Below are 23,811 nucleotides of genomic sequence, written 5' to 3'. Positions count from 1 at the left end.
AAAATGAAGATACTGATAACAGGAGTAGATGGGCAACTAGGACAAACTTTAATACAAGTTCTCAGCAGAACACATCATGAGCTATATGGTGTGAATCGGACCACGTTAGATATTACAAATAAAATAAGAGTTAGCTCTTATCTTGATAGGTTAAAGCCAGATGTAATTTTACACTGTGCAGCATTTACAAATGTAGATGGGGCAGAGAAAAATAAAGGGCTGGCATATGAAGTAAATGTATTAGGTACCAAATATATTGCTCAAGCTGCAGGAAGAATAAAATGTAAATTTGTATATATTAGTACGGATTATGTGTTTGATGGCGAAAAGCATACACCATACAATCTTGTGGATCGTCCTAATCCATTAAGTATATATGGAGAAACAAAATTGGCTGGAGAACATTTAGTAACAACATACACGAATAATCATTTTATTATTAGAACTTCGTGGATATTTGGAAAGGGAGACGGTCACTTTATCGCTAAGATAAGAAAAATAGCAACTCTATACGGTGAAGTCCGCGTGGTATCTGACCAGTTTGGTTCACCTACCTATGCACTAGATTTAGCAAATTTTATTGCAGAGTTAATAGAGACGGATCAATACGGATTATATCATGTGACAAACGAGGGAATATGTTCATGGTATGAGTTTGCAGTTGAATTTTTTAAAGACTTCAATAAAGACATCAATATAATTCCCTTAACGACGGAAGAATTCCCGCAAATAGCCAATCGACCTAAATATTCAGTGTTAAGTAAAGATTGCATTATCCTGAATGGATTAAAACCATTAAGACATTGGAAAGAAGCATTAAAAGAGTATAAGGAACAATTTAATAGTAGATAATCATCTTAAATTTTTAGGGATTTTTCGATTACAAAGTATTAACTGTAAAATAAAAACCCACTACTTAAAGTAGTGGGTTTTTATTTTACAACTATACATTAAATCGTAACAAAAGCCATTATACATTCGCTGAAAGATTAACAGTACAATTACTATTTTAGCATATTTACATTCAAATAAATGTTCCAATCTAGTGAGCTTTAAAATTTTGCTTACTTCGATATAAAAGGTTTTTGGATATAAAATAATTTAATCACGGAGGAAATTTAAATTATAAATCTTTCTTTGCATATATTTTAGAGATAGTAGCATTGATATAAGACCAATAACAACTGTCCTAACAAGGCATCCATGTTAGGACAGTTGGTGAGAATGGAAAGATAATTTTAAAATCAATGTGACTTGATTGTAGACCTCATATAAGAGTAGGAGCAACAAAAGGTATTAAAAAGGTAGTTAAAAGTGATATGACTTTTGTTTTATCATAACCAGATTTAAGCTGTTTTACCTTTGATTCTAAGAAAATTAAGATTAGATCCTGCAGTTGTTTCAGGTCTATTTATTACAACATTTGTTGACGGAACAGGATTAGTAATTTATTTCATGGTTGCAAAAACGTTATTAGATTTGTAAGTATACACTCAAATAAATACGAAATGTAAAATAAGTATATTGCATTGCTTGCTAAGACTTAGTGGGGAACTTGGGAATGAGGAAAATAAACGCTTTTGTCTTTATTAAAAATTATTTTAAAGGAGGCATAGGAATATTATTTGGTACTAGCTATGGCCGAGAGCTTCGTATAACAATCGCTGGAAGTATACTAACTTCTCAGCATCCACAATATGCGAAATATACATTCCTATCCTAAAAGGAACTAGATACACTGCAAGATAGAATTAATCATCCAAAATGGTCAAACAGTGATGAGCATATTTATAAAAAAATAGCAGGAAAAAGATTAGAAGAATTAAAAAATCAGCCATTAGAAATTGATGTAGAAACGATTAAAAGTAATAAAGAAAGTCGCTTTCTTTTCGGAGGAAAGTTAGTCACTATTAGTAATCCTTTCAATGTTAAACTTGTTAGCCATCAAGGAACACAGGCTGCTAACAGGGGAGAAAAATTAGTGTAATGGCAAAATGCAATCATACACTTGTTGCTGTGAATGCAAGTGGATTTGCTGATGAAACAGGAAGGGGTGGAGGAAATGTTGCTACTAGAATTGTGATAGAAAATGGGAAAGCTATTGATACAAATATGGATAGAAATGCCCCTACAATTATTACGGGATTAACAAAGTTTGGTCAAATGATAACAGGAAATTATTCTACCCAACAACTGTTGGATAAACAAGTCGTTTCCGCAGCTGGATTTATGCCACAGTTAATTGTAAATGGAGAAAAAATGATTACAGAAGGAGACGGTGGTTGGGGTTCGGCTCCAAGAAGTATTATGGTCCAAAAGGAAGATGGTACAATTATGTTTCTAGTGATAGATGGTAGACAAACACATAGCATAGGAGCCACGTTAAAAGAGTGTCAAGATATTCTATATGAAAAAGGAGCAATAAATGCAATGGCTATGGATGGAGGTTCTTCTGCTACGCTATATTTAGGAGGAAAGGTTGTAAATTCACCTTCGACCTTATCCCATGAAGATCGTTATTTACCAAATGCTTGGGTGTTAACAGCAAATCCAAAACAAAAAATAAGGATGACAATAGATGGAAAACAGATAAATAATACACTAGATGAATATGATATTAATATTTCAACGGGTGTATGAATTTCTTGAATAAATGAATATTTAATTTAAGTAAAAACTAACATGGTAATAAAACAGAATACTTATTCATGTAAAAAGCAATGAAGAAATGCGTATAAAGAAATTATTTCATATGAATAATTACAAAAGTAAATATACAAATACATCGGATTAGAATTTATAACACAAATAACCATATTTAATTATATAAAAAATACATAATTAAATACGGTTATTTGTGTTATAAAGTTAATGATAAGAGAAGCCATAATTTAGTATTTATAACTTCTAAAATAGCATTTAGTTATTTATAAGATATTAAGCTCCATGATGATTTAAAGGGGAAAATACAAGTAGATATCTTAATAAAATTAATATTTCCTCTTCACAATAACTTTAATTCCTTTTAATGTATGGGAGTGAAGTAGTAATAGAATCCCTTATAGGAAAGGCGATTTTCTTAGGTTTTTTTATTCCTCAAAATATAGTACTTGGGTACATTAGATAGTTAAGATTAAAGTATTAAATTTAAAGAAAAATGTTGGAAAGCTCCTTATTATTATACATAAATATTAACGCTAAAAATTATGCAATTTTGCATAAACTCTTATATTTCTCTAATAAAAATTCTGGTAATTTTAGGTATAATCATTATCCTTATATTTACGCAGTTCAAAATCACCTTATATAAAAGTAATGAGGTTTTATGGGTAGTGTTATAGAGAATAATGAATAGAAAGGTTAGAGAAAAATATTTATTAGGAGTGCGACAATTTTATTCTAAAGGTATTGAGTCTTAATATTTTATGTATGCCTTGTTTAAAATAAAAATATCTTTACATTAGTTACATGCAACGATTAATGGAAAGATATCTAAGCTGTTGCAGCCTATATTCGTAAGATATATGTTTTCGACTATATAAAAATTACTTGTTTTGTTACAATATCTTTGTAAGATTTTAATAATAAATAAATTGGAGGATTTGAAATGTACAAACATATAATTTGGGATTTTGATGGTACTCTTTTTAATACATATCCAGTAATGGCAAAAATATTTAAAGAATTGCTGAAGAGAGAAGGAATAGACGAGCCATTAAGTGAAATTGTAAAACAAATGAGGGTATCTATGTCATCCGCTTTAAAATACTATGAAAATAAGTATCAAATAGAAAAAGACTTTATAACAAAATATCAATTGCAAAGAAAAGAAATGGAACTTGAACTATCAAAACCATTTGAAGGAATTGTAGAAATTTGCAAGCATATTCATTCAACTAATAGAAAAAATTATTTGTATACTCATAGAGGAGAATCTTCTATTAAGTTATTGGAAATTTATGGTTTATACGGATATTTTTCTGATTTTATAACATCTCAACAAGGATTTGAGAGAAAACCAAGTCCTGATGCAATTAATTATTTAATTAACAAATATGACATGATTCATTCAGAAACTATAATGATTGGAGATCGGGATTTGGACCTATTAGCAGCGAAAAACGCGGGAATAAGTGCTTGCTATTTTACTGATGAAAATGAAGAAAATGATAATTCTGATTACAAAATCAATAACTTCAAACAATTATGTTCTATTGTTTGAACATAGATAGGAAATTGAAGTTAGCCAGTATTAATTCAATCAAACTTTACTGTACAGAATTTAATTAGGTAAAATGGGATTAAGTACATCAATTTTTCGTTACACTTATGAATTAGCATAACATTAAGAAAAAAATTTAGCTTTCAGGATGTTTTTTAGTTAGGTAATAGCGGAGTTTTTTAATGATATTAAGTAATTTGAACAAACAAGGATTTCAATATAAATAAATTATACGAAGAATATATGAATTTTTAGGGGGTGATTATTTTCAGTTAATTCTAACATTAATTGAAAACAATAATATTAAATACTGTTTCTAAACAAAAAGCAGGGAAAATCCCTGCCTTTTTGTTTAGAAAATAGGTATACATGAGGAATTCTATAGTATTGTAAACTAAAGAATAGAAACCTTATTATATCTCTTTCGTTTTAAGATGAGCAATCAATTATTAGCCTTTAATTGATACCTTTCTCCAACAGTATGAATTTTATTAACCTACTTTATCGGTACTATATTCTATTTCTTTTCGTGCATAAATATGTGGAAGTAACAGACATAATAGTACAGCTCCTAAAATTCCTGTCAACCAAATTAGTAACGAAGAGACCCATGCTGAGCTAATACTGACAAGATAGATAATTCCTGTAGAAATTAAAATGCTTCCACGATTTGCAAATTTATTAATAGCCATGTAAGAACTTCTTAATGGTTTTTTAGCTAGATCCCCTAAGTAAGTTTGAAAAATAGGTGCAAATAAAATTTCGCCTAAGGTTGCTACAAACATCATAATAATTAATATAAACGGATTTAAATTAGTTGCTATCAATCCATAACCTATTACAAAAAGTACCAATCCGGAAACAAATGGGACTCTTTCGCGTTTTATTTTAGTTATCTTTTTAGAAAATAAAATTGAGAGGAATACAACACAAATAGTATTTTCTAAAACTAAATTTCCATATAGTTGAGTTCCCGTTAGTTGTATATCAAAAATCTTAAAATCGTAATCTTTAAGCTTAATAGCTATGTACCTAGTGAGATGAGCTTCAAGAGAGAATAACAACATACTGGACACTACAAAAATAATAAAAATGCGATCTTTAAAGACCTCAATGTAATTTTTAATATAACCTTTATCTTTTTTATTTGGTAAGCCTGAATTATCTGGAAAATAAGTTTCTTTTATCCCAAATAACGTAACTAAAAATAGCATTAAACTCACAGCAGCAAGAATTGTAAATAAATAAATTAAGTTTGTTTCAAAAAAATAAGTCCCAATTCCAGCACCAATAGCCAAAGACAAATTGTTTATCCAATAGATTATATTATACGTATACTTTCGTTCTACAGTCGTAGTAACATCTAGTAACATAGCTTCAGCAGCAGGACTGTATAACCCATTAAAAAAGCTTCGCAGCAAGAAACATAATACCGTTAGAAGCGGCCAATAATAGGAAGGGGAAGTCCCAAGTAAAAATCCAAAAAAGATTAGTACTTTCACCCCTTCGGATAATACCATTATAAATTTCCTACCATGTCTATCAGCATATCCTCCACCATACAGATTTCCTAGTAATGTTAATATAATAGATGCAGTGAGAACTAAGCTAGTTGCCTTTAGGCCAATATGTTTTGCAAAGTATATACTCATGAAAGGAAAAATCATATTTGATGTTAGATTATTAAAAAAAATTATTAATATTCTAAGTTGTATGTTCCGATGTAATCTAAATAAATTCATATATTTTTATCCTTTTATATTGTTAATGTTTTAATATCCCAGATAATATTATTTTCAAGCCATTCGTTAATAATATTGAATCTTTCTTGAACTTGATGCTCGTCTTTACCTTTGATTATAAGTGACATAATTGCTGAAACGCTTGTGTCACCGCCGGAGAATGTTTTTCCAATTTTTTCATCTCTAACTATACAATGTATTATCCAATCAAAAGGGAAGTCGGTATTGATAGACAGTAATGTTCCTTTTTTAGGAGGGATGAGCATCCATCCATATGTCTCACTATCATTTTGAATTTTTAGATTTTTGTGATTGTAATCTTTATCACACTGTGCACGAACACATTCCGAAAGTAAATTTACACCTGTCTTCTGCAAAAAAGTATTATTTATTTTCCCTCCACCTACACGGGAGGCGATTTCACAGAAAACGATTTCATCCTGAGAAGTATAGAAAAATTCAGCATGGAAAGGTATTACATGATTTGGAGTAGGTAAGTTACGTAATACCTTAAGAACGCTCTTATTTAATCTTTCAAATAAAGGATGTGTTTCAGATAACATAACTGATCCCAAATATTTTTCCTCACGGTATGCTAAACAACCATTTATGTAGATAGAGGGTTGGGATATAATTAATTGATTATTGATATAAAGACCATCTACGTGGTACATATCTCCCTCAATAAATTCTTCTGCAATATAAGGGAAATCTGTATATTCTTCAAGGATTTTCTTGAATTCAGATTCATTCGAAATAACTGAAAAACCTGCAGATCCAGCTCCATCTACCGGCTTAATAATAAAAGGGAATCCATTAATTTCTTTAAAAGAAATTAAATCCATTTGTTCTTTAATCTCTAAATACTTTGGAGTTCTTACGGCTTCTTTTACCATATTTTTCATTAAGACTTTATTTCTAAAACCTTGGGCACTATCTTCTGTCTGACCAGGGATATTTAATAAATCTCTTATTTTACCTACTTCTTCCAAGTCAAACTCGTGAGTTGCAACTATTGATGTAACAGGTTTTTTCTTGTGAAGTTCTTGAATATAAAGACGAATATTATCATCTTCATGAAAATGATTAATTATTTTCCTATTAGGAAATAATTCACGAAATACATTTTTGTGCTTTTCTCTTGTAATTAAGATGTATTCTCCATCTATTCCACTTAAAGCTTCTTCATAATTTATAGTATTTTCTGAAAAACGGTTAATAATGATTATACACATGGTGTTCACTCCTTTGTTTTGAATAACACTAGTTCGTTCTTGAAATAATGTTCTGTAAATCTACAAAGATATATATCCAGAAATCTCCCTAAATGAATTTACAGATTGATTTAATATATATATTTTTCAAAAATTTATTTAGATATAACCCATCATCATACCTCCTTAATTTCAAAACTTTATATAAATTAAGTTATCTATTTAGTCCCTTTAGTCAAAGAGTCTATCTTTATTGAATAAATACAAGTAATAACATGTCTAAATCCACTGAAGGGACTAAAGATAAAAATAAGATTACACCAAAAATATACAATTGTGCAATGTTTTTTGAGAATAAAAATTTTATTTGACAAAATTATCGTACAATTGTATATTTTCTAATACAGTGTTGACATTTTGTTCCATAGGTACTATCGTATGGAAATAGGTTGGCTTTTTAAGAAAATAAATAATATTAAGTTTAGTTTCTTGAAAAAAGGTAAACTCAACATGTTATGAATCATGACAGCTATGAAATAATACATAAAATATATAATTCGTTAAATGTTTAAGAAAAAATAGGCCTAAAATATCAGAATAATTAAAAATATAATTATTTTATTAAAGGTTAAATGATTAGAAATGCGATGATGTAAAAAAAGATATGAAAAGTTTGATGTTTTAATCCAATAGTATTGAATGGGTTTTAGATGTACTGTTCATAATGGTTACATTGGAATCGATAACATCATATTTTGCGGTAATTTAATATAAAAGATGTTTATCGCACTAAAGAAGGGTACAGGTTTTTATCCCTTAACATATGAGGGTGTAGATATGTTGCTCATAATAAGTATGATGAAATCGATATCATTCGACTTGCGTAATATGCTCGCGTATATGCATTTTAGAGACAAGTTATTTTGATTGGGTATGAAAAATGTCATTATGTTAAATATTTCATGACTTTGTGTGTCGAGAAATGAAAGGGGCATATTTATGTAAAGATTTCCTTATGAAAGTAATCCTTTGAGGAAGAAAAGGTCATTAAATAAACACTTAAATTCTTTGAAATGTAACCATTATGAACAAGTTTTGGGTATGTAAAAGTTTTATTGTTTGAAGTTAGGAGAGAATAACATGGAATTTTACTGTAAAAATAATAGGGATTTTGAAAAAAATAAGAACAGGAATGATGATTACCTCAGGTCAAATGAGATAATCAACGAAGAACAATACTGGTTAGATGTATATAAAGATGAGATTCCAGTATTGAACATGCCTACAGATTATGTACGGCCAAGTATACAAAGTTATGAAGAGAAATTGGTGAATTTAAAGATTGCTGAAAATATAGTATTAGATTTAAAAAAGCTTGCGATAGATACCGAAACTACAATGGATACACTTTTAATTTCGGCGTTTTACATACTACTTTCAAAATATACTGGTCAAGAAGACATTATAATTGGTGTTCCAATTTTTGATAGAGCTTCTATAGGAATTCAAGTAGGGATAGATTTGAGTGAAAATATTCTTGCTATAAGAAATCAACCAGAGGGTAGCCTAACATACTTAGAATTTTTAGAAGCAGTAAAAGCTAACCTATTAAAAGCATATAGGAACCAGAATTATCAGTTTGAGCAGTTAATAGACAAGCTAAAAATGAAACGAGATATGAGCAGACATCCGTTATTTGATGTAGCATTTAACAGTATTGATAGATCTAATGAAGAAAATATCAATGTAGATGATTTGGCATTAGAAAAGGTTGTTTGTAAAGATAACATCCCAAAGTGTGATTTAATATTTAATGCTGTTAGTAACAATAATAACGGTTTAAGCATTGTTATTAATTATAATTCAAACTTATTTACTCATCAAACAATTGAACGTTTTAGTTGTCACTTGGTTCAAATTTTAAAAAGTATAACTAAAAACAAAAAAAATTATATATCTGATATAAACGTAATGACAGAAGAAGAAATAAATCAAATATTATTTGATTTTAATAAAACAGACTATACATATCCGAAAATCAACACAATTTGTGAATTATTTGAAGCACAGGTTAAAAAAAATCCAACTAAAATAGCAGTTGTATTTGAGGATAACACTTTGACGTATATGGAATTAAATAAGAAGGCTAACAGTTTGGCAAGGAATTTAAGAGAACAAGGAGTTAGACCTGAGTCTATTGTTAGTTTATTAGTAGAGAAGTCTATAGAGATGGTAGTAGGGATCTTAGGCGTGTTAAAAGCTGGGGGTGCATATTTACCTATAGACCCTAGTTATCCGAAAGATAGAATAGAATATATTCTTAAAGATAGTCGAAGTGAAGTATTACTAACAAACATTAAGTTAAATAATAAGATTGATTTTAAATACAAGATTATTGACTTATTGGATGAAGAATTATACGGACGAGAAACAGAAGATTTAGATAAATTACACACCTCAAGAAATTTGGCCTATGTAATTTATACATCTGGTACAACTGGAGAACCAAAAGGGGTTATGGTTGAACACAAAGGCGTTATAAACTTAATTAATTCATCAAAGAAAAAATTCAATTTAAATAGTAATAAAAAAATATTACAATTTGCTAGCATTGCATTTGATGCATCGGCTTGGGAAATATACATGGGTATTTTACTTGGGGCTGAAGTGCATGTCATATCCAAGAATCTTGCAATGGATATTTGTAAACTAAACACTTATATAAAACGAAACGAAATCAACATAACTTTATTACCGCCATTTGTTGCTAACGAAATAGAAATTGAAGATACAGAGCTAGAACTAATTATAACTGGAGGTAGTGAGTCTAATAAATCTTTGGCTAGCAGAGTTGGAAAAAAACTCAATTATGTAAATGCATATGGGCCAACGGAGAATAGCATCTGTACTACCATGTGGAAGTATGAAGGAACCATAAACAAGAGCGTTCCAATAGGAAAAGCGGTAGATAATAATAAAATATATATCTTAGATAAGTTGAATAATATATTACCGATTGGTATAGCGGGTGAATTATGTATAAGTGGAGATGGTTTAGCCAGGGGATATCTTAATAAAAATGAATTGACATGCCAAAAGTTTATTGACAATCCATTTGAGGCTGGAACAAAGATGTATAAAACAGGTGACTTAGCAAGATGGTTACCCGATGGTAATATTGAGTACTTGGGAAGAAAAGATAATCAAGTAAAAATAAGAGGTTACCGCATTGAACTTGGTGAAATAGAAAATAAGTTATTAGAAAACAATAACATAAAAGAAGCTGTGGTTTTAGTAAAAGAAAATAAAAGAAAGTATTTATGTGCATATATTGTAAGTGATAAAACTGTAGAAGAGCTGGACATTAAAGAATATTTGAAAAAAAAGTTACCAGAGTATATGATTCCAGCACATTTTGTGTTACTTAAGAGTATGCCTTTAACTCCGAACGGAAAAATTAATAACAGATTACTTCCAGAACCTGACACAAATAATTTGAATGCTAATTATCAAGCACCTAGAAATGAAATAGAGAAAACAATAGCAGAAATTTGGGGTAAGGCATTAGAAATTGAGAAAATAGGAGTTTCGGAAAACTTTTTTGATTTGGGGGGTGATTCTTTATCAATAGTAATCATGCTACATTTACTCAATAGAGAATTTGGTAAAGAAATATTCTTAGATGACTTTTTAAGGAATCCAACCATATCATATTTAGCTACTTTGATAGCAGCAGAGAAAGATAAAGAAGATTTGTTAAAGGAAATTGAAGAATCGCTTCAAGAAAAACTTAAAATAAATGTCAAGTTGCGAATACATGATTACAACTTTAGAAGTGTGATTGTTTTATTTACAAATAGTAATCATGATGAAATCAAGAAGATTATTTTAGACAATTACTCAGAAGCTCTCATACCAGATTATATAGTACCATTAAATGATTTTAAAAATTATAATGAACGAGGAATTTTAGATATATTTGATTCTATTTCTATGAATAGTGAGATAGAGGATAAAATTAATGATGTTTTAAGAGAACAGTATAGAGAAATTAATAAGAAAATAGCACTTAATAAGGTAATAAATCAGTTTCCATGTAGTAGTTCCCAGAATAAATTTTTAATGAAAAAAAGATTTTCAAATATTGTATGTACTATCCCTTTTGATAAAATCATAAGTTCATCAGCTATAGAATATGCCTTAATAAATACGATAAACCAAAATTCTATGTTACGTAGCAAGATAGGTTATGCTGAGGGGCGATATTATAATTTTGAAAGTGATAGAATTCACGATTTGGAAATAAATGTTATGGATTTGAGTCGTTATGACGATGCATCAATTAATCTAGTAAAAAAATATATACAAAGAAATATGGAAAGTATGAATTTTGGCACAGATATAATTGATAAGGTCTTATATAGTTTTATATTAATCAAAGTGAGTGAAAAAAAATATGAATTATTAATGATGTTTAATCACATGATTTTTGATGGTGCAAGTATGTTTATTTTAAAACGGCAGATATATTCACATTTAAATTCATATTTATTCAATAACAAAACAAAGAATTCCAACGTGAAACCGATAGATTATTTAGAATATGTAGATGAACAAATGAAAAATACAAATAAGGAAAAGATTATTCAATATAAAGAGGGATTGGAATTTAAAGAAATATGTGACTTTATCCTGAAGAGAAAAATAGATATAAATGATAACTCAGAATACCTGGTTGATTATTTCTTTGAATATAGTATACAAGACAATCATGATTATGGAATTATAGTATCAGAAAAAATGGAATGTTTATCGTTTTGGATTGCATTACAAATGTGCAAAATAATATTTGACCGTAATCAATTTGTTTTAAGAATGACTAGAAATGCTAGAAATATTGGCGGAAAAGATTTCGGTGATGTAATTGGGGATTTCCATATTAGTATCCCAGTAAAAGTAGATGCAGATGATCAAGATATTAATACAAGCTATAACAAAGTCGAAAATAGTTACAAGAAAAACTACATTGAAGATAAAGTCTTTATTGACAATATTGCGTATGGTGAATATGAAGACAAGGAACTTGGAAGGGATATTAAAAAGGTATATGATAGTTTGGATTTTGGCTTTAATTATACGGGAGAATATTCTGAAAGCGAATATGATAATATCCGCGCCATAATTTCTTCAAAGTTTAAAAAACATAAAAGGTATTTTATCACTGCGTTTTCGTACAAAAACAAAATGTGTTTTATTTGTAGGTTACCTAAAAATTACGATTTAAATAAATTACAGAAAATTAAAGAAGTTCAAATGTTATTAAAGTAAGTAAATAACTAACTAAATAAGTATATTTAATTACCTTGGCATGATCTTGAAGTCTAAGAAATCTATTTATTATTATAAATGGAAATAAGGATTAAATCATGCCAGGTAATTAAATTAGTTTATATAAAATAATTGGAATGGGTAGGCGAAAATGATGAAATTAACAGAAAAATCTTTAAAGTGGATTAAAAATCATATCAATAATCAGGAGTTTATTGATTTACCGATTGAAGCATATTATAAGGCACCTATAGCTTTATACTTGGGTGGAGAAAGTATAGATGCTCAAAGAATTTTATCAAAAATGAAGAATAATGTGGATCTTTATCATTATTCTGATAAACATACTGTTGGAAGAAAATGTGATAATTATTATAACTACTGGTTATTTTTATACCAATATTTTGCGAAAGACCCTAATAAAAAGGAGATATATGAAATAATTAAGGAAAGTTATTCAGAAAAAACTGGCGGCTTTACATCGATAAAAAATGCAGAAGTTTACGAGTTAAGAGCTACAGCCTTTGGAGGAATATGTGCTTTCTTAATGAAAGATTATCAGGTAGGAAAGAGCACAGCAGATTTTATAGTAAACTTATTTAAAAAGAATGAGTTTATAGGAGATCATTTTTATTTAATTCAAGATGAAAATAATGAATTAATTACTAATTACTCAGAAGAGAATCAACGATTTTATAATTATTATGTAAAGAATAGTAAACCTTTATACTATTCAGTGTCTTTAGCAATTGTGAATTTGTGTTTGGCTTACATGGCGTCAGGAGATGAAATATACATAGAATGTGCAAAGGAATATTATGATATTTTAATTAAAAGCGGCAAAGAGGCAATATTCAATAATTATATAGGGAAATTTGGTATTGCTAGTGTCTTATTGTATATCAATACAAAAGATGAGTTATATGGAGATTATTATAAACGAGTAAACGAATACTTAGCTCAAACACAGAAAGAATTCGGTTTTTGGGAGGACAGTGCTTCGAATTTAACACTTGCTCTTGATAGAACATCTGAATTTACTGCTTCAATATATATTATGAATTATTTAACGTCTCAATTCTCAAACTATAATAGTATTAAATCAGAAAGCTACATGGTTGCATCAAATTAATATATAGGGAAAGATTGTTGGAGGTGAATATACTGAAAAATATAGAGAGAAAATTTATTAGTAACTATGATTTGGGAGATATTATTGAGACGGAAATTAATAAAGTAGGTTGGGGTACTAACTATATATTTAAGACAAAATTAGGTAAGTTTTTTGTGAAAATTTTTGAATTAAACAAATCGAATAATAATAGCTTACATGAAATATTAATTTGTAATTACTTAAGGGAAAAGGGATATCCAGTTTCAAAATTTGTTAAAAATAGAAAGGGTGAATATATAAGTAAATTAGATTTAAAAAAATCATTTCATGTTCAAGAATTTATTGAAGGTGATATTTGGAAAAAAAACACTGCTCCCAATTGGTTGTTAGAACAAGGATGTAATTATATTGGGAGAATTCATAATGAATTAAAACAGTTTGATTTAAATCTTCGACCATCTATAAAACTATTAAATGATAAAAACTATCATATTAAACGTATTGAGGGAATAATAAATCAAATAAAAAAAATGCAAGTATCGGAGGATACTAAGCTCTTTATAGAAGATTTGGAAAACAGACGTGATGTCATAAGTAACAGTGAGATTATTGATATGTCAAAACTTACATTCGTTAATGGGCATTCAGATTATTCGGTAACACAAATTATAACTTCTAATAATAATATAATCGGAATCATTGATATGACGGAAGTTTCTAAAATACCCGCAATATGGGAATTAATGCGATTTTACTTAAATTCTATAAAAGAACGTAATGACGGCAGGATTTGTGTTAATGAGTTAAGTTGGTTCTTGGAAAACTATATGAATGTATGTTCTTTATCAAAATATGATTTGCTTATGATGTATAAGTTAAATTATTTATATATGTGTCAAGCTGTATCGGTTTATGAAAAATTTATTTGCACAAAAGATGTTAAATTTGCTAACAGAGCGAAATTAAGAATAAACAAAATAAATAAATTTAAAAATTGTCAAGATGATCTACAGAATATAATTAGTAAGTTGAATCACTACTGCAGTAACTAAAGAAATGGAGATATCAAATGAATAAGGCTGCTGTAATTTGGGATTTAGATGGAACATTAATTGATTCATATGAGGTTATTGTTTGTAGTATTTACGAGGTAACTAGTAAATATAAAATACCGTATGATAAAATTACAATTTTGAATTATATTAAGAATAAATCAGTTCAGGAATTTCTTATAATGATTTCAATGCAAAATAATATTGATTATAAAAAAATTAAAAAAGAATATTCAAATCTAAGTAATATGAGAACGTATGAATTAAAACCTTTGTTGAACGCAGAAAAAATACTTAAAGTAGTATTAGAAAAAGATATGATGAATTTTATATATACTCACAAGGGAATCACTACTTTAGAAGTGCTAAAAAATAATGGATTGATTGACTATTTTGATGAAATAATTACCAGTGATAACGGTTTTAAGAGAAAACCGAGTCCTGAAGCACTTAGGTATTTAATTGATAAATATTCATTAAAAAAAGAATCCACCTATTATATTGGTGATAGAAGTATAGATATAGAGTGTGCAAAAAATGCTGGAGTAAAGTCAGTTTTGATAAGTACTGACGAAGAAGAAAATATTGATGCTGAATACGTTGTAGGTGATTTGTTAGAAATTCAGAATATTATTTCACAGCACTAGTAATTTTATATTATATGGTAAAAAGAGCTTAAAATAGAAGATTGGTAGTAATATTACAATTTAGATAGAACTAACAGATTCTACAGCTGATAAATTAATATATATTGGGAGGTACTTATGAATAATAATAAGTTGAGTATAGATCAGATAAAATTAGTTATTTTTGATATGGATGGACTAATGTTTGATACAGAAAGATTAGGGATAGAAGGGTGGAAATATGCATTTGAACATTTTGGATTACCAATTCCAATGAGTATATTAATTAAGAAAATTGGTCTAAATTCAGTTGATTCAAGAAAACTATTCGATGAAGAAATTAAATATGAATTTGATTATAAATCTGTGAAGGAAGTAAAGAGAGAGTATGTAATTAACTATATTAGAGAGCATGGGACACCAATAAAAAAAGGACTGTTAGAATTATTAGATTTTCTTGATGAAAATAATATAAAAAAAGTAGTTGCGACTTCTAGAAGTGAAAAAATGGCAGGATTTTACTTGAGTGAAGCGAAAATTCAACATAGATTTGATGCAATTATTACAGGTGATATGGTTTCAAAAGGAAAGCCTAATCCAGATATATTTATTCATGCGAGCAAATTGTTTAATTATGAACCAGAAAATTGTATTGTTTTAGAGGATTCTCTAAATGGAATAAATGCTGCTGTAAATGCCAAGATGATTCCAGTTATGATTCCAGATTTAGTTCATCCAAATGAAGAAATAGAAAAGCTAATTTATGAAAAAAATAATACTCTTATCGAGGTTATTGATTTATTTGCTTAAATTTATAGGGTACTAAGAAATTAATTATATATAATTATAGCTAGGAAAGCACCCACAAATTGAATTTTGTGGGTGCTTTCGCTGCCTATCTAGCTAAGGTTTTGTTAGAAAAGTTTAAGAGGTATTTTTTCGCTTTTTCACGGAATAAAAGAGTGAATTAATCGAAATTTAACATATGAAATACATCCTAATAAATTATTTTTTAATTAAGCTATTTGAGCATCAGTAATGTTACAATTACAAACTACACAAAATGTATCAAAAATGGTCTATGTGATTTTGTCTATATCGCTCAAGGTTAATCAGAGACTACGAAGAATCTGTTATTTAAAAAAATTGTAAAAGTGATTTTTAATGAATTTCTTATTAACAGGGTTATTAACTCAATATTGAGGTTAAATGACATTTAGGTGCGGAATGTATTGTCCTAATGAAAAAAACCTCCATATAACGTATTCTGAGAATCCGTTTTTAAAATGACTTTAATAGAATTTGTAATTATTTATAGTTTTTTGTTTAAGAAGTTTAGATTTTCATGTCGTTGTAAAAAGAAAGAAGAAGAATATAATAACCTTCTTCATCAAACTGTTCCTTAAATTTAAACTTTGTATTTTTTGTATAAAAAATACAAAGTAAATACTAAACAAGAATCTACCCTTTACTATTTCCAATTCTTCCTAAACTATCTTTAATAGTTGTTTCTCCTAGTTGAGTGTATAACAAAGCTGTATCTTGACTGGTATGCCCAAGTTGTTGCATCACTTGTAACGAGTCTTTTTCTTCCATATATAATTTATTTGCTAATGTATGTCTTAATTTATGAGGAGACATTCTTTTTCCATATGCCTTAGTATATTTTTCTACTATATCTTGGATAGCCCTAACTGAAAGAGGCTGTGCAGTATGTTTATACTTCGATAAAAAAACATTTTTCAATTCTTTTCCTGGAGCGTATTTATTATCTCTAATTTCCATATACTTTTCAAGGTCGTTCAGTGCAATTGGTGTAATCCATACAGAATCATCTTTGTTTCCTTTTCGGATTACATCAATTAATCTTTCTTTTAAGTTTATATCTTCCATACGAAGATCGGCCAATTCACTTACACGAATACCACTACCAAGAAAAAGGGAAAGGATAGCTACATCACGATCTTTATCTCTTAGAAAATAGAACAACTGATGTTTTGTTAAAGATTTTTCATGTTCATACTTAACATAATTTAAAAACTCTTGATCATCATCATTATGAAATATTTTAGATCTCATACGTTTTGCACGGGCATTTAATGTTTCTTTATCTTTATGTATTTCAATTTTAGCCATTACATTTCTATAAAAATAACATTCTCCATCTTCATTTTCTGATAGGGAGGTAAGATACTTAAATAAAGATTTTAGGGCTGAAATTTTTCTGTTAACAGAGGAATTCTGCATGTTTTGTTGTAGTTTTAGAAACCTTATAAAGTTCTCAACATCTTTTTTCTTTAAATTCTCCAAATCAGAGAAGGATATGTCTTTAATGGGCTTAAATTCAATAATTTGTTCGGATAATAGCCAATTAAAGAAGACTCTAAAATCATATACATAATTCAGTAGGGTGGAGGGAGAGGCATCATGCAATTCTTTGTACTCCACAAATTCTTCTATGTAAAAAGGCATTTCATTTAGATTTTCGTATAATTTTTTACGATGTACGGATTTTTGACGTTGCTTGCTGTAATCCATAAAAATCACCTCATATATACTATAACAGAAAAAGGATACGAACACAAGTTCGCGTAAAATTCAATTTTTACACAAACTTATCTACATAATTAAATTATGAAATACTAAAATATATTCAAAATTGAATGGTATAGTGTAGTTAGTCAAATAAAAATTATAGATAACTAAGTGATAAATTTGTATAAGACCATAAAAATTAGTGTAAAAACTACATATAAATGTATGTAAAATAAAAAAATTTATATATATAAATTCATACAAAAAATCAATAAATGAAAACAGCTTAAAATTCGTTATCTAACATGAATTGGCTAATTTAATCATGATTATGAGGGGTTAATTAGATCAATATAAGAAAAAATCCTATATATTAAAAGATAATTTACTATAAAAATTTTTAACGAATAGTTCAGTATGTACTGATTTCCATATAAAACATAAATTATATAGACACATACCAATATACGGAGATTCATGCTAATGAGCTCGAAATCCCTAAATACTGTATTAGATTTTTATTTATACATCTTATTGTTCGTAAAAACGGTATTTCGTGCGAACTTATAGCTATTAGAAAAATAGTAGCTTTACTACCATCTTCCTGTTGTTGATTCGCCCTTATTTGTTTTCTAGCTAGCGCTTCAATTACATCTTTAATATCCTTCTCAAGGGGCTTTACTGAATATGATGAAATCATACTCTCACCCTTTCATATATCAATTATGTTTAGGATATATATTCAAAAAATATAAAGTGATATTGTGAACAGAATAAAAAATATCAAAAAGTTAATTTAGAAAAAGCACTGCCAAAGTCTTCAGCACTGCCTTTTGATTAGACGTACTACGATAATGAACGTCTACTTTCTTCTATACGTTTGCTCATAAATAGAATACAAATTATTATTTAACATAGGTTCTGTATGTTCTTTTTTAGCATAATAATGATATAATTCTATCTCTCTATCATATTTAAAGTTTCACTTCAAAGTGTACTATTATCTTTAAATATTCCTTTATAGGACGAAGTTATAGTCATTGAACCAAGTTTTTTCACACCTCTCATTGTCATACACATATGCTCAGCTTCAATTACTACAGCTTGTATAATATTTGCATTCATATTTGCAAGTATCTTAGGTATCTTTTCCTTAAACAACCTTGGCTCTAAATTCAAAAGGACTACAGTTATTTAATTTCGTTTGAATTTGGTTTCTCATTTAAATTACTATGTTTTATTGAATAAACAAAATATATTGCTAATCCGATAGTTATCCAAATGCAGAAGTATAGCCATGTTCTTAATGGTAAATTTAGCATCAAAAACATACAACTTACAATTGAAATGATTGGTAATATAGGTACAAATGGTACCATAAAACCGCGTTTTAAATTCGGATGAGTTTTACGAAGGATAATAACTGATAAACCCACCATTGAATAAGTCACCAAGCCACTAATATTAACTAAATTCGCTAATTCTTTCAAATCAATAAAACCAGCTATAAAAGAACTTCCTATTCCTATCAACCGTATTGTGAAAGTTGGTGCCCCAGTCTTCTTATTAATTTTCGCAAGTGATTTTGGTAACAGTCCATCACGACTCATTGCAAAGAATACTCGTGTTGCTGCATACATAGAAGAGAAAATAACAGCCATAAGACCAATGACTGCTCCTACAGCAATTACACCAGCGACTTTACCTTGTCCTACTACTTCCATTACATAAGCCATTGCTTCAGGTACATTTAATTCTTTATAGGAAACCATCCCTGTCATCACAAGACATACTATAACATAGATAATTGTACATATAATTAACGATACAATAATACCAATGGGAAGATTGCGTTGTGGATTTTTTACTTCTTCTGCCGAAGTTGCTAATATATCAAATCCCATAAAAGTAAAAAATGCTGCTGCCCCGCCAGCTAAAACGCCACTTAAACCATATGGTGTAAACGGTACCCAGTTTTCTGGCTTTACATAGAATACACCCACTACAATAAATAATATAACCATTCCAATTTTAATTAACACCATTATATTATTGATACGTTTACTTTCCTTTGTACCACGCGATAACATCCATGTAATTATCAATGTAATGACCATCGCTGGTAGATTCATCATACCACCTTGAGATGGAATCATTAACAGTGATTTTGGCATATCTAAGCCTAATCCAGTTATTAAATTGTGAAAATAACCTGTCCACCCACTAGCAACCGCTGCTGTTGCTAAAATATATATTGAAAGTAGCATCCAACCTACTAAATGTGCAACTAATTCACCAATTGTTGCATAGGCATACGTATATACACTTCCTGAAACCGGAAGTATTGAAGCAATCTCTGCGTAACATAAAGCTATAAATCCACATACAATTGCCGCCAATACAAATGAAAAAACAACTGCTGGTCCAGCGTCTCTTGCTGCTACTAATCCTGCTAACACAAGAACTCCCGTTCCAATTATTGAACCCAATCCTAACATAACTAAATCAAATGAACCCAATGTTTTCATTAAGGTTTTACTCTTACTAGGCTCTAATAATTGTGTAACAGATTTCTTTTTAAATAACTTACTCATATCTTCTGTATCCCCTTTGAAAAATAAGGTGTGTTCTTCTAATACTTATAACATGCATACATGTATATAAATATTGGCTAATTCAAAATTATTAAATTTACAATACATATTGTTGAATTATGCAAAAAAAATCAAAGATATTTTTCCATAAAAATTATAGGAATCGATTCCATAAACACTACTCCATATCGGTATCTAAATTTATTATTTTATCCGTCCGTCTATTTGGAGAGGATATTTCAATACTGCTTTGTAAAAACAATTGATATATCTTCTACTTCTGTTTTGAATCTTCTTCTGGGAATATTAAAATTGAGCTTTTATCCCTTGTACTTTTTATTTCTTCATCTATTTTCTCTAGTTTATCTGAAAATACTATAGAATCATGAGTGATAAAATTTCATGTTCCTCAAGTTTAAAAAATAAATACCCCAAAATGAAAAAATTTGCTTTCCCAAGTCAAAATGCATATTTTTTATTTTGGGCTATACAAGATTCTTAAGACGCGAAATAACAGTTCAATTCAAGTATGCTACGATATCAATTCAACATATATTTCAATCCTTACCTTCTATCCTGTGGTTCTATGGTTATCTTTCGTGCTATGACTTGGCATTTAAACATGACAATTGATTGAATACAGTACTTAGTATTAAAACAAAAAGTGCAAAACTATAATGGAAACAATACCTCCCAGTACGGTTCCCAATAAACTACGTGTTTTTATAGCAATAAAGAAAGTTGGTATGGCTGCAAAAAATTCAATGTTACTTGTAAGTGATGCAATCTTTCCATCATGTATAAATATCTCTTGACCAATCAAAGCAGCTATAACAGAAATAGGGACATAATTCAACCATCTCATTAACCATTCCGGCAATTCGAAACGACTTAACACCATAAGAGGAACAACCCTTGGAATAAACGTTACAATAGCTGACCCTAGAATAATTACAAAAACGCCCCATCTTACTTCCATTTTTCCACCACCATTCCTATTGTTGAAGCAATAATTGTAGCAACTATAACACCCATACTATTGGATAATACGAAAGAACTTCCCACAGCAATAACAACTGCTATAATTGCGACAATGATATCTAGTTTGATTGTACTTCTTCCTAACATTGTTAGTATAAGAATCCCTATAAACATCGCTGGCAAGGCAAATCCTAGACCGAATTCTTCAGGATTGGAAATCCACTGTGCCAAAAATGCTCCTGCTAAATTTGCTACAAGCCAGTTTATATAAGCTGCTATGTTAAGGCCATGCATCCATCTTTCACTGATTTGTTTTTTCTTTGCAGCTTCGCTAATAGCAACACCAAATGTCTCATCGGTAAGTAGAGAACCTACTAACATGTTCCTAAATGGAGAAAGATGCCGAAAATAAGGTGCTAGTGCTGCACTAAGTAAAATATGACGAAGATTAACAAAGAAAATCGTAATAATAATAGCAGTAAGAGAACTGCTTGTTGCTATCATTCCTGCAGCAATAAACTGACCAGATCCAGCATAGAGGATTAAAGACATGAGAGTTATCTCAGCTATGCTAAGTCCCGCAGTTTTTTGAATAACACCTGCCGCTATTCCGATACTTAAATAACCCAGTAATGTAGGGATACAATCTTTTACTCCTTTGATAAAACTATCTTCATCTCTCTGAGATGAATTCACTTGGGCGCTCGACAGACTCATTTCATTCCCTCCTTATTTTCGAATAACTAGACGCTAACACACTAACTACTATTAAAAAAATGAAAGAAAATACGGTTCAATTTATTTGAACCGTTTTCCAGTGACAACATGAAATAGATTAGAATCGTTTTTCCAAAGAGCTTCCGTTTTCTCTGGACCAACTTCTTTAACTAATTCTGAGAACATAATGTCATGTCTGATGTACTCCATTGCAATTAATACCAAGGCTGGATCCTCTGTTTTTATTGCCCATGCAGGTGTATTTGGAGAAAAATTTGCAATTAATACTTCTTCATTGTCCCGTGCGACAATCGTTAATCGACCATTCATACGTTCCTCAGCTACTTCGGGAGCCATGTAATTATGATGAGTAGTTATACCAAGTTGCATATCAGGTGCTCCAAAAAGAATAGAAAAAACATCGATTTTTTCATTAATACGTCTATCTATAGCACTTTTTATAGACGAGGCTTGTGGTTCCCAAATCGACAACCATATTTCTTCTTCTGCTTTATCTATGATATCAATCATTTCAGCAACAACATGCTCATCACTGCTGATACGATGAATAACATCTACTTCTTGTTCACTTTCTAAAGCAGATAAATTCTTTTCAAGATAATCCATAGAGTTTTCGAAGTTGTTACGTAATCGACGAATTAACTCTTTAGCTGGCAAGGGAGCGTAGGTTACAGGATCAGAAGGAACTGTATAAACCGCACCTTTATCTATTAATTTTGCCACCACTTCGTAAATCGTTGAACGAGGTACACCTGACCTTTTACTTATTTCATATCCTGTTATGGGGTAATTTTTTAAAAGACCTATATACGCTTTACATTCATATTGTGAAAAGCCCCATTTCTGAAGTTCTTTATAAAGTTCGTCCATAATAACTCCTTTAGTAGTTAGTGTAGTACTTACTATAAAATAAAGTGAATTATATGTCAAAGTTATTTTTAAATAATAACTATATAAAATACAATCCTTAAATATTTGAGTTATTTTCACATATATCTCAATTAAACTTTAATATCATAAATAGAGGGTAAATAGTCCCTTAACGTGGTATAAAAAGATTTGCAAAAATATCTTAGCAAGATAAAATTTCATTTAGGAGTTACTTTAAAACCTTAGCGTGATAGCGATGTGGTGATACCCCATCCCCATCAAGCTAACATTTTGAAGTGCCCACAAAAAAGAAAAAACCGATTCATCCCCCATCTTCACTCCGTTTAGAGGAGGGGGTCTTCTCGGTTAAATGATAAAAAAACCAACTATATAATGACTAATAAAAATTGCTACATAAATCAAAGTAATATATGGTTGATAATCAATGTAAAATTCTTTATGTGTTAACCTAAATTTATGAGGAATTAAAACCCAACTAAGATAGTCGATAATTATCGACAATGCTGTCCATTGAATAACGGTATTAAGCATAAATTCTTTTACATTATCTGTATCTATCCCTTTGCTATATAGCCATAGAAAAACGGGAAAAATCGCAACGTTGTAAAGAACCTGATAGGGTCTAGATTTAACATAAACTGGTGATTTCAAAAAAGTTGTTCCTGCCTGTTTCGCGTTTTGCACACCAAAATATTTATTAGAGATTAGCATATGTATAAAAACTATTAATGTTGCAACACCATAAGCAAGTAACAACCATAAAAAAGAAATACC

The 23,811-nt window shown here is 29.3% G+C and carries 16 protein-coding genes and 4 pseudogenes; 9 read left to right on the top strand and 11 right to left on the bottom strand.

The window, feature by feature from the left end; translation table 11 throughout:
* Positions 1-3 precede the first annotated feature (3 nt).
* Positions 4-852 (top strand): dTDP-4-dehydrorhamnose reductase, encoded by an 849-nt coding sequence (rfbD, locus tag ACTJJY_RS25515; protein ID WP_440606901.1) that lies wholly within the window; start codon positions 4-6, stop codon positions 850-852.
* A 271-nt stretch (positions 853-1,123) separates the two neighbouring features.
* On the opposite strand, the pseudogene ACTJJY_RS25510 reads toward rfbD, so the two are convergent.
* Positions 1,124-1,354, bottom strand: a pseudogene (locus ACTJJY_RS25510) (ABC-2 transporter permease); the annotation flags it as partial.
* Here ACTJJY_RS25510 and ACTJJY_RS25505 point away from each other — a divergent pair.
* From ACTJJY_RS25505 to ACTJJY_RS25495, 3 genes and pseudogenes are all read left to right on the top strand, one after another.
* A pseudogene (locus ACTJJY_RS25505) lies at positions 1,351-1,485 on the top strand (magnesium transporter); the annotation flags it as partial. The pseudogenes ACTJJY_RS25510 and ACTJJY_RS25505 overlap by 4 nt on opposite strands.
* A 76-nt stretch (positions 1,486-1,561) precedes the next feature.
* Positions 1,562-2,640: pseudogene (locus ACTJJY_RS25500) on the top strand (phosphodiester glycosidase family protein).
* A gap of 967 nt (positions 2,641-3,607) precedes the next feature.
* Positions 3,608-4,222, top strand: coding sequence for an HAD-IA family hydrolase (locus ACTJJY_RS25495; RefSeq protein ID WP_440606900.1), 615 nt, complete (start codon positions 3,608-3,610; stop codon positions 4,220-4,222).
* Between the two features lie 491 nt (positions 4,223-4,713).
* On the opposite strand, the gene ACTJJY_RS25490 is transcribed toward ACTJJY_RS25495, so the two are convergent.
* Positions 4,714-5,964: an MFS transporter gene (locus ACTJJY_RS25490; RefSeq protein ID WP_440606899.1), complete on the bottom strand. Its 1,251-nt coding sequence runs from the start codon at positions 5,962-5,964 to the stop codon at positions 4,714-4,716.
* Between the two features lie 14 nt (positions 5,965-5,978).
* Entirely contained in the window at positions 5,979-7,199 is a 1,221-nt protein-coding gene (locus ACTJJY_RS25485) for an ATP-grasp domain-containing protein (RefSeq protein WP_061529119.1), read from the bottom strand.
* 1,119 nt (positions 7,200-8,318) lie between these two features.
* Between ACTJJY_RS25485 and ACTJJY_RS25480 the strand changes: the two genes are divergently transcribed.
* The 5 genes from ACTJJY_RS25480 (at position 8,319) to ACTJJY_RS25460 (ending at position 16,108) form a co-directional block, all read left to right on the top strand.
* Positions 8,319-12,506 (top strand): amino acid adenylation domain-containing protein, encoded by a 4,188-nt coding sequence (locus tag ACTJJY_RS25480; protein ID WP_440606898.1) that lies wholly within the window; start codon positions 8,319-8,321, stop codon positions 12,504-12,506.
* A 154-nt stretch (positions 12,507-12,660) separates the two neighbouring features.
* A complete protein-coding gene (locus ACTJJY_RS25475) occupies positions 12,661-13,638 on the top strand; it encodes a hypothetical protein (protein ID WP_440606897.1) in 978 nt (325 codons plus the stop codon).
* Between the two features lie 23 nt (positions 13,639-13,661).
* Complete coding sequence (locus ACTJJY_RS25470; RefSeq protein WP_440606896.1) at positions 13,662-14,672, top strand: phosphotransferase; 1,011 nt, start codon at positions 13,662-13,664, stop codon at positions 14,670-14,672.
* Positions 14,673-14,689: 17 nt separating this feature from the next.
* Positions 14,690-15,319 (top strand): HAD-IA family hydrolase, encoded by a 630-nt coding sequence (locus ACTJJY_RS25465; RefSeq protein WP_336820921.1) that lies wholly within the window; start codon positions 14,690-14,692, stop codon positions 15,317-15,319.
* 117 nt (positions 15,320-15,436) lie between these two features.
* Complete coding sequence (locus ACTJJY_RS25460; protein ID WP_098828487.1) at positions 15,437-16,108, top strand: HAD family hydrolase; 672 nt, start codon at positions 15,437-15,439, stop codon at positions 16,106-16,108.
* A 651-nt stretch (positions 16,109-16,759) separates the two neighbouring features.
* Here ACTJJY_RS25460 and xerS read toward each other — a convergent pair.
* The 8 genes and pseudogenes from xerS to ACTJJY_RS25420 form a co-directional block, all read right to left on the bottom strand.
* Entirely contained in the window at positions 16,760-17,836 is a 1,077-nt protein-coding gene (xerS, locus tag ACTJJY_RS25455; RefSeq protein ID WP_440606895.1) for a tyrosine recombinase XerS, read from the bottom strand.
* A gap of 472 nt (positions 17,837-18,308) precedes the next feature.
* Positions 18,309-18,533 carry a hypothetical protein gene (locus ACTJJY_RS25450; protein ID WP_440606894.1) on the bottom strand — a complete coding sequence of 75 codons (225 nt, stop codon included), beginning with the start codon at positions 18,531-18,533 and terminating at the stop codon, positions 18,309-18,311.
* 287 nt (positions 18,534-18,820) lie between these two features.
* Positions 18,821-18,988, bottom strand: a pseudogene (locus ACTJJY_RS25445) (GTP cyclohydrolase I); the annotation flags it as partial.
* 35 nt (positions 18,989-19,023) lie between these two features.
* Positions 19,024-20,427: an amino acid permease gene (locus ACTJJY_RS25440; RefSeq protein ID WP_098277311.1), complete on the bottom strand. Its 1,404-nt coding sequence runs from the start codon at positions 20,425-20,427 to the stop codon at positions 19,024-19,026.
* A gap of 652 nt (positions 20,428-21,079) precedes the next feature.
* Positions 21,080-21,406, bottom strand: coding sequence for an AzlD domain-containing protein (locus ACTJJY_RS25435; protein WP_440606893.1), 327 nt, complete (start codon positions 21,404-21,406; stop codon positions 21,080-21,082).
* Complete coding sequence (locus ACTJJY_RS25430) at positions 21,397-22,125, bottom strand: AzlC family ABC transporter permease (RefSeq protein WP_440606892.1); 729 nt, start codon at positions 22,123-22,125, stop codon at positions 21,397-21,399. The genes ACTJJY_RS25435 and ACTJJY_RS25430 overlap by 10 nt, the downstream gene beginning before the upstream one ends.
* Positions 22,126-22,206: 81 nt before the next feature.
* The gene (locus ACTJJY_RS25425) at positions 22,207-23,016 is read right to left on the bottom strand and encodes a TrmB family transcriptional regulator (protein ID WP_168411493.1); all 810 of its coding nucleotides are present in this window, start codon (positions 23,014-23,016) and stop codon (positions 22,207-22,209) included.
* A gap of 366 nt (positions 23,017-23,382) precedes the next feature.
* On the bottom strand, positions 23,383-23,811 hold a 429-nt coding region (locus ACTJJY_RS25420; RefSeq protein ID WP_440606891.1), incomplete at its 5' end, for a hypothetical protein.

Origin of the sequence: Bacillus sp. 22475, assembly GCF_052044835.1 — a bacterium.
GTDB lineage: Bacteria > Bacillota > Bacilli > Bacillales > Bacillaceae_G > Bacillus_A > Bacillus_A cereus.
The sequence above is the reverse complement of the archived record's forward strand: the minus strand, read 5'-3'. Positions and strand labels throughout refer to the sequence as shown.

Bases quoted from the DNA above. Each gene is read 5' to 3' on its own strand.
- rfbD (WP_440606901.1), top strand. From the start codon at position 4: ATGAAGATACTGATAACAGGAGTAGATGGGCAACTAGGACAAACTTTA.
- ACTJJY_RS25495 (WP_440606900.1), top strand. From the start codon at position 3,608: ATGTACAAACATATAATTTGGGATTTTGATGGTACTCTTTTTAATACA.
- ACTJJY_RS25490 (WP_440606899.1), bottom strand. From the start codon at position 5,964: ATGAATTTATTTAGATTACATCGGAACATACAACTTAGAATATTAATA.
- ACTJJY_RS25485 (WP_061529119.1), bottom strand. From the start codon at position 7,199: ATGTGTATAATCATTATTAACCGTTTTTCAGAAAATACTATAAATTAT.
- ACTJJY_RS25480 (WP_440606898.1), top strand. From the start codon at position 8,319: ATGGAATTTTACTGTAAAAATAATAGGGATTTTGAAAAAAATAAGAAC.
- ACTJJY_RS25475 (WP_440606897.1), top strand. From the start codon at position 12,661: ATGAAATTAACAGAAAAATCTTTAAAGTGGATTAAAAATCATATCAAT.
- ACTJJY_RS25465 (WP_336820921.1), top strand. From the start codon at position 14,690: ATGAATAAGGCTGCTGTAATTTGGGATTTAGATGGAACATTAATTGAT.
- ACTJJY_RS25460 (WP_098828487.1), top strand. From the start codon at position 15,437: ATGAATAATAATAAGTTGAGTATAGATCAGATAAAATTAGTTATTTTT.
- xerS (WP_440606895.1), bottom strand. From the start codon at position 17,836: ATGGATTACAGCAAGCAACGTCAAAAATCCGTACATCGTAAAAAATTA.
- ACTJJY_RS25450 (WP_440606894.1), bottom strand. From the start codon at position 18,533: ATGATTTCATCATATTCAGTAAAGCCCCTTGAGAAGGATATTAAAGAT.
- ACTJJY_RS25440 (WP_098277311.1), bottom strand. From the start codon at position 20,427: ATGAGTAAGTTATTTAAAAAGAAATCTGTTACACAATTATTAGAGCCT.
- ACTJJY_RS25435 (WP_440606893.1), bottom strand. From the start codon at position 21,406: ATGGAAGTAAGATGGGGCGTTTTTGTAATTATTCTAGGGTCAGCTATT.
- ACTJJY_RS25430 (WP_440606892.1), bottom strand. From the start codon at position 22,125: ATGAGTCTGTCGAGCGCCCAAGTGAATTCATCTCAGAGAGATGAAGAT.
- ACTJJY_RS25425 (WP_168411493.1), bottom strand. From the start codon at position 23,016: ATGGACGAACTTTATAAAGAACTTCAGAAATGGGGCTTTTCACAATAT.